Source organism: Pseudomonas sp. DCA-1 (assembly GCF_046523955.1).
Classification (GTDB): domain Bacteria; phylum Pseudomonadota; class Gammaproteobacteria; order Pseudomonadales; family Pseudomonadaceae; genus Aquipseudomonas; species Aquipseudomonas putida_Y.
This window is the reverse complement of record NZ_CP169881.1, coordinates 3,896,793-3,912,975: the sequence shown is the minus strand read 5'-3', so window position 1 is coordinate 3,912,975 and position 16,183 is coordinate 3,896,793. Positions and strand designations below refer to the sequence as shown.

The following is a 16,183-nucleotide window of genomic DNA, read 5'->3' as shown; positions in this document are numbered from 1 at the left end:
CTCTGAGATCCGTCAGATCTGGCACTTGGCATCAGTGTGTTATGAAGTGCACAGGCTTAAGCTGATAAAAGTATCAGGTCATTCAGGCTGCAACACTTCAGGGGATACGCGTTTCGCTGCCGGTAGATAGAGGCTCGCCACTGTAGCCTCACATTCCGATCGGCTGCTTTTCGGCGTTTCGATAGCCATAGGGCAAGTAGTTGCTTGGCATGCGTTTTGATATATGCGTAGAGCCAGTATCTGTAGGCATGGTCTTGATGAGCCCGAACTGAACGAGGTATGAGTGTGCCTCACCTGTCACAGGTTCGACACTGATAAAACTGTCAGGTGATTGCAGTTTAACAATGTCGTAATTTTCTCACTTTACCCCTTCAGTATCTGGTCGCGGCGCATCTGGGTGACCAAGGTAAAGCGGTCATCCGGGTGCACGGTCTCGGAAACCGCCATCAAATCACCATTCTCCTCGCGGTAATGGCGGATGATGTTCAACCCCGGCGAGCCTGCTTCGGCCTTCAGCGCCTTGGCCATTTCCGCTGTCAGCAAAACCGCGCGCACTTGCTGGTCGACCACTGCGATTGACCGGCCATAGTGCTGTTCGATCAACCCGGCAATCAGCCGGTCAGGGTGCTCGCGGGCCAGGTCGATGACCTCGGTATAGTCGCGCGGCGCATACACGTCGGTCCAGCACAGCGGCGCGGCAGGGTGCTGCCGGTCGACGCGGATGCTCGACACGCAGAAGTAATGCTCCCCCGGCACCAGCCCCAGCCGCGCCGCCTCGTTCAGGTCGGCGACAAAGTGGCGCACGCTCTGGATTTCCCGCTGCTGGGTGTCTGCCAGGTGCGCCAGGTCAGCCACGCAGGCCGACGATTGCGAATAGCCGCCGCGCGGGCTGCTGGCCTCCACGCGAGTGCCCACCCGCTTGCGCCGCGACACCAGCCCTTGGGTGAGCAACTGGTTGATAGCGGCACGCACCGTGTGCCGGCTCACATTATAAAGGTCGCACAGCTCGAATTCGGTCGGCAGCAGGCTGCCCACCGGGTAGCGGCCGCTGGCAATGGCTTGCATCAAGTCCTTTGCCACGGTGGAGTAGCGCGTTGGGTTCATACCTTTGCTCTGGCTCGCCTATTTCATCGGTTGACAGTGTAACAGCGGCCGAATGCCGAACGTTCCAGCCTGTCGAGCAGGGCCACCCAGGGGCTTGCCAGAACCTGTTTGGCGCCTGGGAGATCGAGCGCCGCCCGCGCGGCGCATCGCGAGCTGCGCTCGCTCCTACGTTTGTTTCTGGCCAGTGACGCCTGTGACAGGCGCGCGCGACCGCCGTGTTTGTACGACGCGATATCGAGCCCTGCGCCAAGGCGTACGCGCGCAAATCCCACAGGAATGATTGGCCCGAAACAAACGTAGGAGCGAGCGCAGCTCGCGATGCGCCGCGCGGGCGGCGCTCGATCTCCCAGGCGACGCACCTCTACCGCCATACAGGCGGCGCTCGGTCTCCCAGGCGACGCACCTCTACCGCCATACCTTCAAGGCCACACCGCCTGGCATGACGTTGCGCAATGGCCGGGTGTGTTTGCCGTGGGTTTTAGGGGGTGGCAGAAATCGAGCGCCGCCCGCGCGGCGCATCGCGAGCTATGCTCGCTCCTACGTTTGTTTCTGGCCAGTAACGCCTGTGACAGGCGCGCGCGACCGCCTTGTTTGTACGACGCAATATCGTGCCAAGCGCCAAGGCGTTCGCGCACAAATCCCACAGGAATGACTGGCCCGAAACAAACGTAGATACTCTGTTGGCGGTCAAGCTTTTCCGAGGTGTTCAGAGCTGAAAAGCTTCACCGTATCAAATGGCACATCCCCACGCATGCATGCCCAGATGCCTGTCAGATACTTGCGCATGACAGCAGCGATAGCCTGCATTTTTTTCTTGCCCCTACTGACCAGGGATTCGTAAAAAGCCTTCGCATAAGGGTCGCAGCGCACTGCGGTCAAGGCAGGCATGTACATGGCTGCCCGCAGATAAGCATTCCCGCTTTTGCCGAGCCGACCGGGCTTGTCAATGCTCGTCCCCGACTGTGTCTGCCGAACATCCAGCCCCGCGTGACGAGCTACCTGCGAGGACTTGAGCATTTGAGGAAGGGTGGTCAGCTCAGCCAATGCAGCAAGTGCTGAGACTTCTCCTATTCCTGGGCCTGCGAGCAGCTGCTTGTACTGCCGAGTAAGCGTCGGACACTGGGCGACCATCTCGCGGCCAGCCTTACGAAAGCGTTCAATTCGATTATCCAGTGAAGCAATGGCTTCTTCTTGATCTTCGATCAGCATCGACACGGTCGTAGAGGTCGCCTGCAGCGCATGGAGTTCGTTCTTCGCCCTGGTACGGTGTCCCACCAAACGGTTGATGTGCCGGCCCAGAGCCCTCAGCTCAAGCTGCACAGGGCTTGGAGGCGTCCACAAGCGCGGTGTCATACGCTCGCCGTACTCGGACAGCAACTGAGCATCTATTGCATCGGTCTTGCTATTCGCCAGCATCAGTTTGGCGAAATTGTGAAAGCTCTTGGGGTTGATCACTGAAACAGGGAGGTCAGCCGCATGTAGCTCAAGAGCCAAGTCTAGGTAATAGATTCCGGTCGCCTCCATCACGATCGACTTGGGCTTGAGTGCCAGCAGCTTTTTCACCGCAGCCTTACGGCCTGCAGGGGTTTGAGCGATATCCCACTGTCCGGCCGGACGCCCATCTTTACGTACCCCGACGATCGAAGTGCGTGAGCCGATATCGAGGCCAACACAGACACTCATTCTTCCCTCTCCCCAGCGAATTAGGTAACAATGGCCTCCGGTTCCCCGACCTCGAACTTCATGCTGCTGCAACCTTGTAATGCGAAGTCCGACTTGTCGGCTTCTCGATACTCTTCGCAGTGGGCAATGAGGCGGGGGGCCTCTCTACGTACAAGGTCAGGGGCAATCCCTGCCTTTAGGAGCGATCGGCCTCCCCGGAAGTGCTTCTTCAGCCTGGCGAGAATAACCTCTCCCGCCAGGCTAAGGACAACATACAAGGAGCGAGCGCAGCTCGCGATGCGCCGCGCGGGCGGCGCTCGATCTCCCAGGCGACGCACCTCTACCGCCATACAGGCGGCGCTCGATCTCCCGGGCGACGCACCTCTACCGCCATACAGGCGGCGCTCGATCTCCCAGGCGACGCACCTCTACCGCCATACCTTCAAGGCCACACCGCCTGGCATGACGTTGCGCAATGGCCGGGTGTGTTTGCCGTGGGTTTTAGGGGGTGGCAGAAATCGAGCGCCGCCCGCGCGGCGCATCGCGAGCTGCGCTCGCTCCTACGTTTGTTTCTGGCCAATAACGCCTGTGGCAGACGCGCGCGACCGTTTTGTTTGTACGACGCAATATCGCGCCAAGCGCCAAAGCGTTCGCGCGCAAATCCCCCAGGAATAACTGGCCCGAAACAAACGTAGGAGCGAGCGCAGCTCGCGATGCGCCGCGCGGGCGGCGCTCGATCTCACAGGCGACGCACCTCTACCGCCATACAGGCGGCGCTCGATCTCCCAGGCGCCAAACAGGTTCTGGCAAGCCCCCTGCTGGCCCTGACCCGATCCCCCCGCCGACCACCCAACCCGCCATTCATCGCACTGCGCGAATGGCGGCCAAAAAGTGTCGGCATCATGAATGACCGCTTCGCGAGTCAACGCCTGGGCGGTGCACGGCAGGGGCGCGGAAGAGAAGAGAGCCGAAGATCACCCCGGTCGCTCAGTACGGGGCGATGGCGATTGCGTAGCGTGCAGTGCAGGTTTCGATTCGGCTAGGATGCTTGTTGATGCTGAAATTGAACCCACACAACAAGCACGGCCCGAGAGCACCCATGAACCGCAACGAACTGCGCAAAGCCGATATCAACCTGATGGTGGTGTTCGAAGCGCTGATGCAGGAACGCAACCTCACCCGCGCCGCGGAGAAGCTGTTCGTCGCCCAGCCCACGGTCAGCGCGGCGCTGGCCAGGTTGCGTACGATGTTCAATGACCCGTTGCTGGTTCGTGTGGGCAACCGCATGGAGCCCTCGGCCAGGGCCGAAGAGGTGATCAAGTACCTCACGCCAGCCTTGGATGCGATGTCCGTGGCACTCAGCATGACCCATGATTTCGACCCGCTGACCAGCAAGATGACCTTCCGCATTGGCTTGTCCGATGATGTCGAGTCGGGCCTGTTGCCGCCGCTGTTGCGGGCGCTGCGGGTGGAGGCGCCAAACGTGGTGGTGGTCGTGCAGCATGTGGACTACTGGCGCATTCCGGACCTGCTGGCGGCGGGCGACGTGACGGTGGGTATCAGCCAGACCAAGGGCCTGCCCGCCAATGCCAAACGCAAGGTGCTACGCACCATGCAGGCCAGGGTAGTGCGGGCCGACAAGTCCACCACGCCGCTTTCTCTGGATGAGTTTTGCCAACGCCCGCATGTCCAGGTTTCGCCGACCGCCAACACCCAGGGTGTGGTCGACGACTGGTTGAAAGACATCGGCCGTGAACGCAAGGTGGTGTTGTCGGTGCCGCAGTTCAGTTCGCTACCGGCGATTCTGGCCGGTACCGACCTGCTGGCCTGCTGCCCGGACTATGCCGCACAGGGTATGGAACGCTGGGGCAACCTGCAGGCCGAGACGCTGCCGTTCGAGACTGCTGCACTGGAGCTGGCCATGGTCTGGTTGAGCACCACTGACAGCGACCCGGCCGAGCGTTGGCTGCGTAGTCGCCTGGAGCACTACATGGGCGGACTACGGGAAGCGGTCACGGGATGATGTCGGTCTCCAGGCTCAGCAGGTCCTGCACCGTCTGCCGCCGGCGGATCATCCGCAACACCCCGCCCTCGATCAGAAACTCCGGCAGCAGCGGCCGGCTGTTGTAGTTCGACGACATCGACGCGCCATAGGCGCCGGCATCGTGAATCACCAGCAGGTCGCCCACCTGTGCCTGAGGCAGGTCCTGCGGGGTCAGTTCCTGGTCATTCTGAGTGAACACGTCACCCGATTCACACAACGGCCCGGCCACCACGGTCGGTTGCCGTGGGCGGTCCACCGGCTGGCCGTTGGCATCAAGCAGGGTCATGCCGTGGTAGGCGCCGTACATCGCCGGGCGCATCAGGTCGTTGAAGCCGGCGTCGATCATGACGAAGGTATTGCGGCCCACTTGCTTGACGGCGCGCACTTCGGCCACGAGGTAGCCCGACTCGGCCACCAGGAAACGCCCTGGCTCGATTTCCATGCGCACGGGGTGGCCAAGCATCGCTTCGACTTCCTTGCGCGCTACCGCCCAGGTCTGCGCATAGCGCTGCAGGTCGACCGGTTTGTCGGTGCTGCGGTAAGGGGTGGAAAGCCCGCCGCCAATGGAGAACGCCTCGATGTCCACGCCCAGGCGGCCGATCAGTTCGATCATCGAGCGGGCCACCTGTTCCAGGTGCTGGTAGTCCACCCCGGAGCCAATATGCATGTGCACGCCCACCAGGTGCAGGCCATGGGCCTTGATGCACGCCAGCGCCTCGTCCAGCTCTTCATGCCAGATGCCGTGCTTGCTGTTTTCGCCGCCGGTGTTGGTCTTGCGGCTGTGGCCATGGCCGAAGCCCGGGTTGATGCGGATCCACACGCGGTGGCCGGGCGAGCGTTCACCCAGTTGGCGCAGCATGTCGATGGAGCCTGCGTTGACTTCGATCTTCGAGGCCACCACTCGCTCCAGGGTGGGGCGGTCCAGTGCGTCACAGGTCAGCACCACGCCGGCAGGGTCACCGTCAACGCTCGCGCCGGCGGCGAAGGCCCGCTCCATCTCACCCAGCGACACTGCATCCAGCACCAGACCATGGGCGCGCATCAGGCGCAGCACATGCACGTTCGGGTTGGCTTTCTGGGCGAAACGTACAGTGTCGAATACGCTCAGTTGCTCGACACGATCGGCGATGGTGCGGGTGTCGTATGCCCATAGCGGCGAGCCGTGCTGGCGAACCGCCTCGGCCAGGAGGGTGAAGGGTGCGGTCATGGTGGCGTTACTCGTTTAAGGAAGGCCACGAGGATGCGCCAAAGGGTGAATTCAGAAAAATAGCTATTCTTCTGCCAGCTATTCATATCTGATATACCAATTGTCGACTCTCCGGGTATTGCCGTGAAACTGTCCGTTCGCCACATCGAAGTGTTCCGCGCCATTATGGCGGCCGGTAGCGTCACAGGGGCGGCGCGCCTGTTGTTCACCTCGCAGCCCACCGTCAGCCGCGAACTGGCGCGGCTGGAGCAGGTGACTGGCCTGAACCTGTTCGAACGTGAGGGAGGGCGTCTGGTGGCCACAGCCCAGGCGTTGCTGCTGATCGAGGAGGTCGAGCGCGCCTACGTCGGGCTGGAGCGGATCGATCGCTTTGCCCAGGCCATCCGCAACTTCGAGCAGGGCCGGCTGGCCATCACCTGCTTGCCGCTGTTCTCGCAAACCTTGTTGCCCAAGGCTTGCCAGCGCTTTCACCAGCAGCACAGCGGCGTGAGCGTGAGCATTCTGGCGCAGGAGTCGCCTTTGCTGGAGGAGTCACTGGTTGCCCAGCAGCATGACCTTGGCCTGACTGAAGTCGAACAGATACCACGTGGCGCGTATGGTGAATTGCTGTTCAGTGCCAACATGGTGTGCGTGTTGCCCGAGCATCACCCGCTGCAAGTGAAGGCTGAACTGGAGCTGAGTGATTTCCATGAGGTCGATTTCATCAACCTGGCCAGTCTGGATACCTACCGCCAGCGTCTGGATCAGCACTTTCGTGCGGCCGGGGTCAACCGCCGCACGGTGATCGAAACCACCAGTGCAGCTTCGGTGTGCGCCATGGTCAGGCAAGGCCTGGGGGTGGCGATCATCAACCCGCTGAGCGGGCTGGAGGCGGCGCAAGGCGGGTTGCCGATCCGCCGGTTACGGGTGTCGGTGCCGTATCAGGTGATGCTGATACGCCCGGACCATCGGCCGGCATCGGCAGCGGTGGAGCCGTTTTGCGAGGCGTTGCGGGTGCAGGCGCAAGAAATGCAGGCAGCATTGGGCTAGGGCTTTGCGGGGCACTCAGATTCCATGCCATCCCCGCAGTGCCTGCTTCGCGGGTAAACCCGCTCCTACAGCTCGCAGACCAAGGTTCCAGTACCGGCGAGGATGTTTTCAAGGGTTTCCTTCACTTCATCCATGTCACTCAACTCGCTGGTCAGGTTGATCTCCAGCACTTCATCCCCCTTCAGCGCGTCCCGGTCACCGGCCGCCACTTCAATCAGCAGGCGCTTGGCGCTCAGGGTCACTTTAAGACCATCCAGCGTCGACGGCTCATCATCCAGGGTCAGGTCGACGGTGTCCTCGTCCGGGTAGCGGGTAAGCAGGAACATCTGACCTTTGTCGCTGTGGCAACACAGGGTCGCCATGTTGTCTTCCTCGTCATCGCAAGGGGTGGCGAACAGCAGGGCGGTGTTGATTTGCATGAGCAGGCTCGAATCAAAGGAAACGGAAGGGGATTCTGACAGTCTTGCGTACAGGCATAAACGTAAAGTTACCCCCCCTTGACCGAAATTGTCGCAGCGCTGCAAGCGTAGATGACCGATCAGTCGTTAAGCTTCGGCGAGCCCTGGGCGTGCCTGCGCACGTTCAACGTCTGGTTTTTTACCGTCCGCCATGCCACGGGTTGGCTATCGTTGATCCGTACACGGCGCACGCAGCGACGCTTCAATTATTACAAAGCCCAAGCGGAGTACCACAGATGGCGTTCTTCACCGCAGCCAGCAAAGCCGACTTCCAGCATCAACTGCAAGCGGCCCTGGCGCAGCACATCAGCGAGCAGTCCCTGCCACAAGTGGCGCTGTTCGCCGAGCAGTTCTTCGGCATCATCTCTCTGGACGAACTCACCCAACGCAGGCTTTCCGACCTGGCCGGCTGCACCCTGTCAGCCTGGCGCATCATCGAGCGTTTCGACCCCGAATATCCGCAAGTACGGGTGTACAACCCTGATTACGAACGCAATGGCTGGCAGTCGACCCATACCGTGGTCGAAGTGCTGCACCACGACCTGCCGTTCCTGGTCGATTCGGTGCGCACCGAGCTCAACCGCCGTGGCTACAGCATCCACACCCTGCAAACCACCGTGCTCAGCGTGCGCCGTGGCGCCAAAGGCGAGCTGTTGGAACTGCTGCCCAAGGGTACCCAGGGCGAGGGCGTGTGCTACGAGTCACTGATGTATCTGGAGATCGACCGCTGCGCCAATGCCGCCGAGCTGACAGTGCTGACCCGCGAAATCGAGCAGGTGCTGGCCGAGGTACGGGTGGTGGTGGCCGACTTCGAACCGATGAAGGCCAAACTGCGTGACGTGGTGGCGCAGGTAGAACAGACCGCCTTTGGCCCTGCCCAAAACGAAAAGAGCGAAGTCAAGGCCTTCCTCGAGTGGCTGCTGGATAACCACTTCACCTTCCTGGGCTATGAAGAATTCACCGTCAAGGGCGACGCCGATGGCGGCCAGATGGTCTACGACGAGCAGTCGTTCCTCGGCTTGCCACGCCGCCTGCGCGTGGGCCTGACCGCAGAAGAGCTGCGCATCGAAGACTACGCTGTGGCCTACCTCAACGAGCCGCTGCTGCTGTCGTTCGCCAAGGCCGCACTGCCCAGCCGCGTGCACCGCCCGGCCTATCCGGACTACGTGTCGATCCGTCAGCTGGACGCCGACGGCAAGGTCATCAAGGAGCACCGCTTCATGGGGCTGTACACCTCGTCGGTGTATGGCGAAAGCGTGCATGCCATTCCGTACATCCGCGTGAAGGTGGCCGAAGTCGAGCGCCGTTCGGGCTTCGATCCCAAGGCTCACCTGGGCAAGGAACTGGCCCAGGTGCTGGAAGTGCTGCCGCGTGACGACCTGTTCCAGACGCCGATCGACGAGCTGTTCAGCACGGTCATGGCAATCGTGCAAATCCAGGAGCGCAACAAGATCCGCGTGTTCCTGCGCAAAGACCCGTACGGCCGCTTCTGCTACTGCCTGGCCTACGTCCCGCGGGAAATCTACTCCACCGAAGTGCGGCAGAAGATCCAGCAGGTGCTGATGGAGCGCCTGAAGGCCAGCGACTGCGAGTTCTGGACCTTCTTCTCCGAATCGGTTCTGGCCCGTGTGCAACTGATTCTGCGGGTCGACCCCAAGAACCGCATCGACATCGACCCGCAGCAGCTGGAGCGCGAAGTCATCCAGGCCTGCCGCTCGTGGCATGACGATTACTCGGCACTGGTGGTGGAGAACTTCGGCGAAGCCCAGGGCACCAACATCCTCGCCGATTTCCCCAAAGGCTTCCCGGCCGGGTACCGCGAGCGCTTCGCCGCGCACTCGGCGGTAGTCGACCTGCAGCATGTGCTGAGCCTGTCGGAAAGCAAGCCGCTGGCAATGAGCTTCTATCAGCCGTTGACCCAGGTTGGCGAGCGCACCCTGCACTGCAAGCTGTACCACGCCGACACCCCGCTGGCGCTGTCCGATGTGCTGCCGATTCTGGAAAACCTTGGCCTGCGCGTGCTCGGCGAGTTCCCGTATCGCCTGCGCCATGCCAATGGCCGCGAATACTGGATCCACGACTTCGCCTTCACCTACAGCGAAGGCCTGAGCCTGGACATCCAGCAGCTCAACGACACCCTGCAGGACGCCTTCATCCACATCGTCCGTGGTGACGCCGAGAACGACGCTTTCAACCGCCTGGTACTGACTGCCGGCCTGCCATGGCGCGACGTGGCATTGCTGCGCGCTTACGCCCGTTACCTGAAGCAGATTCGCCTGGGCTTTGACCTGGGTTACATCGCCAGCACCCTGAACAACCACACCGATATCGCTCGCGAGCTGACCCGGTTGTTCAAGACCCGCTTCTACCTGGCGCGCAAGCTCACCCAGGACGACCTTGACGACAAGCAGCAGCGCCTGGAGCAGGCCATTCTGGCTGCGCTGGACGACGTGCAGGTGCTCAACGAAGACCGCATCCTGCGGCGCTATCTGGACCTGATCAAGGCCACCCTGCGTACCAACTTCTACCAGCCCGATGCAAACGGCCAGAACAAGTCGTACTTCAGCTTCAAGTTCAACCCCAAGCTGATCCCCGAACTGCCCAAGCCGGTGCCAAAGTTCGAGATATTCGTCTATTCGCCACGCGTCGAGGGCGTGCACCTGCGCTTTGGCAACGTCGCCCGTGGCGGCTTGCGCTGGTCCGACCGCGAAGAAGACTTCCGCACCGAAGTGCTGGGCCTGGTCAAAGCCCAGCAAGTGAAAAACTCGGTCATCGTGCCGGTCGGCGCCAAGGGCGGCTTCCTGCCGCGCCGTCTGCCGATTGGCGGCAGCCGTGACGAGATTGCTGCCGAAGGCGTGGCGTGCTACCGCATCTTCATTTCCGGCCTGCTCGACATCACCGACAACCTCAAGGACGGTGGCGTGGTACCGCCGGCCAACGTGGTGCGCCATGATGATGACGACCCGTACCTTGTGGTAGCGGCGGACAAAGGTACTGCGACCTTCTCCGACATCGCCAACGGCATCGCGATCGACTACGGTTTCTGGCTGGGCGATGCTTTTGCTTCCGGCGGCTCGGCCGGTTACGACCACAAGAAGATGGGCATTACCGCGCGCGGTGCCTGGGTGGGCGTGCAGCGCCACTTCCGCGAGCGCGGCATCAACGTGCAGGAAGACCCGATCACCGTCATTGGTGTGGGCGATATGGCCGGCGACGTGTTCGGCAATGGCCTGCTGATGTCCGACAAGCTGCAACTGGTGGCAGCGTTCAACCACCTGCATATCTTCATCGACCCCAACCCGGAGCCCGCTTCCAGCTTCGCTGAACGCAAGCGCCTGTTCGACCTGCCGCGCTCGGCCTGGAGCGACTACGACACCAGCATCATGTCCGAAGGCGGCGGGATCTTCCCGCGCAGTGCCAAGAGCATCGCCATCAGTGCGCAGATGAAGGAACGCTTCGCCATCGAAGCCGACCGACTGACCCCGACCGAGCTGCTTAACGCGCTGCTCAAGGCCCCGGTGGACTTGCTGTGGAACGGCGGTATCGGTACCTACGTGAAGGCCAGCACTGAAAGCCACGCCGATGTCGGCGACAAGGCCAACGATGCGCTGCGGGTCAACGGTAACGAACTGCGCTGCAAGGTAGTGGGCGAGGGCGGCAACCTGGGCATGACCCAGCTCGGCCGCGTCGAGTTCGGCCTGAACGGCGGCGCCACCAACACCGACTTCATCGACAACGCCGGCGGCGTGGATTGCTCCGACCACGAGGTCAACATCAAGATCCTGCTCAACGAAGTGGTGCAGGGTGGCGACATGACCGAGAAGCAGCGCAACCAGCTGCTGGGCAGCATGACTGACGAAGTGGCCGGGCTGGTGCTGGGCAACAACTACAAGCAGACCCAGGCGCTGTCGCTGGCCGCCCGCCGCGCCCGCGAGCGGATTGCCGAGTACAAGCGCCTGATGGCCGACCTTGAGGCGCGGGGCAAACTTGACCGCGCCATCGAATTCCTGCCGTCCGAGGAACAGTTGGCCGAACGCCTGGCTGCCGGCCATGGGCTGACCCGCGCCGAGCTGTCGGTGCTGATCTCGTACAGCAAGATCGACCTCAAGGAGCAACTGCTCAAGTCGCTGGTGCCGGACGACGACTACCTGACCCGTGACATGGATACCGCTTTCCCGCCGTCCCTGGTCAGCAAGTTTGCCGAGGCCATGCGTCGCCACCGCCTGAAACGGGAAATTGTCAGCACCCAGATCGCCAACGACCTGGTCAACAACATGGGTATCACCTTCGTCCAGCGCCTGAAGGAGTCGACCGGCATGAGCCCGGCCAACGTGGCCGGGGCCTATGTGATCGTGCGCGACATCTTCCACCTGCCGCACTGGTTCCGCCAGATCGAGGCGCTGGACTATCAGGTGCCCGCAGAAATCCAGCTCACCCTGATGGACGAGCTGATGCGTCTCGGCCGCCGTGCCACCCGCTGGTTCCTGCGTAGCCGCCGCAACGAACAGGACGCCGGGCGTGATACCGCGCACTTCGGGCCGAAGATCGCGCAGTTGGGGCTGAAACTTGATGAACTGCTCGAAGGCCCCACCCGCGAACGCTGGATGGTGCGCTACCAGGGCTTTGTCGAGGCCGGTGTGCCGGAGTTGCTGGCGCGTATGGTGGCGGGTACCAGCCACTTGTACACCCTGCTGCCGATCATTGAAGCGGCCGACGTTACCGGCCATGAGCCGGCGCAGGTGGCCAAGGCGTTCTTCGCCGTGGGCAGCGCGCTGGACCTGACCTGGTACCTGCAGGAAATCAGCAACCTGCCGGTGGAAAACAACTGGCAGGCGCTGGCCCGCGAGGCATTCCGCGACGATATCGACTTGCAGCAGCGGGCGATCACCATTTCGGTCCTGCAGATGGCCGATGCACCGGAAGACATGGATGCCCGCGTGGCACTGTGGGCAGAGCAGCACCGGGGAATGGTGGAGCGCTGGCGCGCCATGCTCGACGACCTGCGCAATGCCACGGGTACTGACTATGCGATGTACGCGGTGGCCAACCGCGAGCTGGTCGATCTGGCCATGAGCGGGCAGGCGGCGGCGGTGCCGTCCTGAGCCTTGTAGTCAGGTAAAACAAAGCCCCGGCAGTGATGCCGGGGCTTTTTTGTATGCCTGGGCTGGCCCTTTCGCGGGTGAACCCGCTCCTACAGGGGGCGGGCCCGGACAGGTTTACTTGAACCGTCTCTCCACACCTTTCTCGACCAGGATCTTCGCCGAAATCTCTTCCACCGAAAAATGCGTGGAATTGATGTTGGGGATGTTCTCCCTGCGGAACAGGCTTTCCACCTCACGTACTTCGAACTCGCACTGGGCAAAGCTGGAATAGCGGCTGTTGGGCTTGCGCTCGTGGCGGATGGCGGTGAGACGGTCGGGGTCGATGGTCAGGCCAAACAGCTTGTTGTGGTGCTTTTTCAGCACCGCCGGCAGCTGCAGGCGCTCCATGTCGTCTTCGGTCAGCGGGTAGTTGGCGGCACGGATGCCGAACTGCATGGCCATGTATAGGCAGGTTGGGGTCTTGCCGCAACGCGACACCCCAACCAGAATCAGATCGGCTTTGTCGTAGTAGTGGGTGCGTGCACCATCGTCGTTATCCAGGGCGAAATTCACCGCCTCGATGCGCTCCATGTAGTTGGAATTGCCGCCGATCGAGTGGGATTTGCCCACGGAATACGACGAATGGGCGATCAATTCCTGCTCGAGCGGGGATAAAAACGAAGAAAAGATGTCGATCATGAAGCCATTCGATGTCGCCAGGATCTCGCGGATGTCCTGGTTGACGATGGTATCGAAGATGATCGGGCGAACCCCGTCCCGCTCGGCCGCCGCGTTGATTTGCTGGACCATGGCTCGCGCTTTGTCCGGCGAATCGATGTAAGGACGGGTGAATTTGTTGAAGGGAATGCTCTCGAATTGCGCGAGCAGACTCTGGCCCAGGGTTTCGGCAGTGATACCCGTGCCGTCGGAGATGAAGAACGCGGTTCGTTTCATTTGCGATCTGGGCCTTAAGCTGATGACGATTCTTGGATATGATAAGTTCGGTTTGCCGAATGCGGCTGTCGACATTCTGCCACATTTGCAGAGCCTATTTTCCAGGTACAGGCCACAAACGCCCGGCCAAGTCAAAGAAGACAGGCGGGCGCCTTTTGAGCTTTTCCAACACAGTTAGTGGAGAGATCACCTTGGTAGAGTACGTAGTTTCCCTCGATAAGCTCGGCGTCCATGATGTGGAGCATGTGGGGGGCAAGAACGCATCCCTGGGCGAGATGATCAGCAACCTTGCCGGTGCTGGTGTATCGGTGCCGGGCGGCTTTGCCACTACGGCGCAGGCGTACCGCGATTTTCTCGAACAGAGTGGTCTGAACGACAGGATTCACGCTGCGCTCGACGCGCTGGACGTGGACGACATCAATGCCCTGACCAAGACTGGCGTGCAGATTCGCCAGTGGGTCATGGAGGCCGAATTCCCGCCACGACTGGATTCGGAAATCCGTACGGCCTTCGCCGAAATGGCCGCCGGCAACGACAACATGGCCGTTGCCGTGCGTTCCTCGGCCACTGCCGAGGACCTGCCGGACGCCTCCTTCGCCGGCCAGCAGGAAACCTTCCTCAACATCCGCGGCGTCGATAACGTGATCCGCGCGGCCAAGGAAGTGTTCGCGTCGCTGTTCAACGACCGCGCCATCGCCTACCGCGTGCACCAGGGCTTCGATCACAAGCTGGTAGCCCTGTCTGCCGGTGTGCAGCGCATGGTCCGCTCCGAAACCGGCACTGCCGGTGTCATGTTCACCCTCGACACCGAGTCGGGCTTCCGCGATGTGGTATTCATCACTGGCGCCTATGGCCTGGGCGAAACCGTGGTGCAGGGTGCGGTCAACCCTGACGAATTCTACGTGCACAAGAACACCCTGCAGGCCGGGCGCCCGGCCATCCTGCGCCGCAATCTGGGCAGCAAGGCGATCAAGATGGTCTATGGCGACGAAGCCAAGGCCGGCCGTTCGGTCAAGACCGTCGAAGTCGACCGCGCCGAGCGTGCTCGCTTCTGCCTGACCGATGCCGAGGTCAGCGAGCTGGCCAAGCAGGCCATGATCATCGAGCAGCACTACCAGCGCCCGATGGACATCGAGTGGGCCAAGGACGGTGACGACGGCAAGCTGTACATCGTCCAGGCTCGCCCTGAAACGGTGAAGAGCCGTTCCAGCGCCAACGTCATGGAACGCTACCTGCTCAAAGAGAAAGGCACCGTGCTGGTCGAAGGCCGTGCCATTGGCCAGCGTATCGGCGCCGGCAAGGTTCGTGTCATCAACGACGTATCGGAAATGGACAAGGTCCAGCCGGGCGACGTGCTGGTCTCCGACATGACCGACCCTGACTGGGAGCCGGTGATGAAGCGCGCCAGCGCCATCGTCACCAACCGCGGTGGCCGTACCTGCCACGCGGCGATCATCGCCCGTGAGCTGGGTATCCCGGCGGTTGTCGGTTGCGGCAACGCTACCCAGGTACTGAAAGACGGCCAGGGCGTGACCGTTTCCTGTGCCGAAGGCGATACCGGCTTCATCTTCGAAGGCGAACTGGGCTTTGACATCAAGCAGAACTCGGTCGATGCCATGCCGGAACTGCCGTTCAAGATCATGATGAACGTCGGCAACCCGGACCGCGCCTTCGACTTCGCCCAGCTGCCCAACGCCGGTGTCGGTCTGGCACGCCTGGAGTTCATCATCAACCGCATGATCGGCGTGCACCCCAAGGCGCTGCTGAACTATGCGGGCCTGCCTGCAGACCTGAAAGAAAGCGTCGACAAGCGCATTGCCGGCTACAACGATCCGGTCGGCTTCTACGTCGAGAAGCTGGTAGAAGGCATCAGCACCCTGGCGGCGGCCTTCTACCCGAAAAAGGTCATCGTGCGCCTGTCGGACTTCAAGTCCAACGAGTACGCCAACCTGATCGGCGGCAAGCTGTACGAGCCGGAAGAAGAAAACCCGATGCTGGGCTTCCGTGGTGCTTCGCGTTACATCAGCGAATCGTTCCGTGACTGCTTCGAGCTCGAGTGCCGCGCACTGAAGCGTGTGCGCAACGAGATGGGCCTGACCAACGTCGAGATCATGGTGCCGTTCGTACGCACCTTGGGCGAAGCCAGCCAGGTTGTCGACCTGCTCGCCGAAAATGGCCTGGCCCGCGGCGACAACGGCCTGCGCGTGATCATGATGTGCGAACTGCCGTCCAACGCCATCCTCGCCGAAGAGTTCCTGGAATACTTCGACGGCTTCTCGATCGGCTCCAACGACCTGACCCAGTTGACCCTGGGCCTGGACCGTGACTCGGGCATCATTGCCCACCTGTTCGACGAGCGAAATCCTGCGGTGAAGAAGCTGCTGGCCAACGCCATTGCCGCGTGCAACAAGGCCGGCAAGTACATCGGTATCTGCGGCCAAGGCCCTTCGGACCATCCGGACCTTGCCAAGTGGCTGATGGAACAGGGCATCGAAAGTGTGTCGCTGAACCCGGACTCGGTACTCGAAACCTGGTTCTTCCTCGCCGAAGGCCAAGGCGCGGCCTGATGCAGTGAAACGCGGGAGGACGTCTGGCGTCCTCCTGCCTGGTTTTTTCCAGGGCGAGCTCCAGCAATGGATCCCGC

General features: G+C 61.7%; 9 protein-coding genes. 4 read left to right on the top strand and 5 right to left on the bottom strand.

Annotation, left to right across the window (positions count from 1 at the left end):
• Window positions 1-363 precede the first annotated feature (363 nt).
• Both ACE4QZ_RS18435 and ACE4QZ_RS18430 read right to left on the bottom strand, forming a co-directional pair.
• The gene (locus tag ACE4QZ_RS18435) at window positions 364-1,104 is read right to left on the bottom strand and encodes a GntR family transcriptional regulator (protein ID WP_021784022.1); all 741 of its coding nucleotides are present in this window, start codon (window positions 1,102-1,104) and stop codon (window positions 364-366) included.
• A 687-nt stretch (window positions 1,105-1,791) separates the two neighbouring features.
• The gene (locus tag ACE4QZ_RS18430; RefSeq protein ID WP_410480109.1) at window positions 1,792-2,787 is read right to left on the bottom strand and encodes an IS110 family transposase; all 996 of its coding nucleotides are present in this window, start codon (window positions 2,785-2,787) and stop codon (window positions 1,792-1,794) included.
• A gap of 1,078 nt (window positions 2,788-3,865) precedes the next feature.
• Here ACE4QZ_RS18430 and ACE4QZ_RS18425 point away from each other — a divergent pair.
• Window positions 3,866-4,789, top strand: coding sequence for a LysR family transcriptional regulator (locus ACE4QZ_RS18425; RefSeq protein WP_172402883.1), 924 nt, complete (start codon window positions 3,866-3,868; stop codon window positions 4,787-4,789).
• On the opposite strand, the gene lysA is transcribed toward ACE4QZ_RS18425, so the two are convergent.
• Window positions 4,779-6,017 carry a diaminopimelate decarboxylase gene (gene lysA, locus ACE4QZ_RS18420; RefSeq protein WP_021785505.1) on the bottom strand — a complete coding sequence of 413 codons (1,239 nt, stop codon included), beginning with the start codon at window positions 6,015-6,017 and terminating at the stop codon, window positions 4,779-4,781. The two genes, ACE4QZ_RS18425 and lysA, sit on opposite strands and share 11 nt — an antisense overlap.
• 123 nt (window positions 6,018-6,140) lie before the next feature.
• Here lysA and ACE4QZ_RS18415 point away from each other — a divergent pair, with 123 nt between their 5' ends.
• Complete coding sequence (locus ACE4QZ_RS18415; protein ID WP_021785504.1) at window positions 6,141-7,046, top strand: LysR family transcriptional regulator; 906 nt, start codon at window positions 6,141-6,143, stop codon at window positions 7,044-7,046.
• Between the two features lie 65 nt (window positions 7,047-7,111).
• Here the strand turns inward: ACE4QZ_RS18415 and ACE4QZ_RS18410 are convergent, their stop codons facing one another.
• Window positions 7,112-7,465 (bottom strand): hypothetical protein, encoded by a 354-nt coding sequence (locus ACE4QZ_RS18410; RefSeq protein ID WP_014591821.1) that lies wholly within the window; start codon window positions 7,463-7,465, stop codon window positions 7,112-7,114.
• A 275-nt stretch (window positions 7,466-7,740) separates the two neighbouring features.
• Here ACE4QZ_RS18410 and ACE4QZ_RS18405 point away from each other — a divergent pair, with 275 nt between their 5' ends.
• Window positions 7,741-12,606 (top strand): NAD-glutamate dehydrogenase, encoded by a 4,866-nt coding sequence (locus ACE4QZ_RS18405; protein ID WP_021785503.1) that lies wholly within the window; start codon window positions 7,741-7,743, stop codon window positions 12,604-12,606.
• 114 nt (window positions 12,607-12,720) lie between these two features.
• On the opposite strand, the gene ACE4QZ_RS18400 is transcribed toward ACE4QZ_RS18405, so the two are convergent.
• Entirely contained in the window at window positions 12,721-13,539 is an 819-nt protein-coding gene (locus ACE4QZ_RS18400) for a pyruvate, water dikinase regulatory protein (RefSeq protein WP_021785502.1), read from the bottom strand.
• A gap of 191 nt (window positions 13,540-13,730) precedes the next feature.
• Between ACE4QZ_RS18400 and ppsA the strand changes: the two genes are divergently transcribed.
• Window positions 13,731-16,106, top strand: a complete 2,376-nt coding sequence (gene ppsA / locus ACE4QZ_RS18395) for a phosphoenolpyruvate synthase (RefSeq protein ID WP_410480108.1) — start codon at window positions 13,731-13,733, stop codon at window positions 16,104-16,106.
• The last annotated feature ends 77 nt before the right edge of the window (window positions 16,107-16,183 follow it).

Bases quoted from the DNA above. Each gene is read 5' to 3' on its own strand.
- ACE4QZ_RS18435 (WP_021784022.1), bottom strand. From the start codon at position 1,104: ATGAACCCAACGCGCTACTCCACCGTGGCAAAGGACTTGATGCAAGCC.
- ACE4QZ_RS18430 (WP_410480109.1), bottom strand. From the start codon at position 2,787: ATGAGTGTCTGTGTTGGCCTCGATATCGGCTCACGCACTTCGATCGTC.
- ACE4QZ_RS18425 (WP_172402883.1), top strand. From the start codon at position 3,866: ATGAACCGCAACGAACTGCGCAAAGCCGATATCAACCTGATGGTGGTG.
- lysA (WP_021785505.1), bottom strand. From the start codon at position 6,017: ATGACCGCACCCTTCACCCTCCTGGCCGAGGCGGTTCGCCAGCACGGC.
- ACE4QZ_RS18410 (WP_014591821.1), bottom strand. From the start codon at position 7,465: ATGCAAATCAACACCGCCCTGCTGTTCGCCACCCCTTGCGATGACGAG.
- ACE4QZ_RS18405 (WP_021785503.1), top strand. From the start codon at position 7,741: ATGGCGTTCTTCACCGCAGCCAGCAAAGCCGACTTCCAGCATCAACTG.
- ACE4QZ_RS18400 (WP_021785502.1), bottom strand. From the start codon at position 13,539: ATGAAACGAACCGCGTTCTTCATCTCCGACGGCACGGGTATCACTGCC.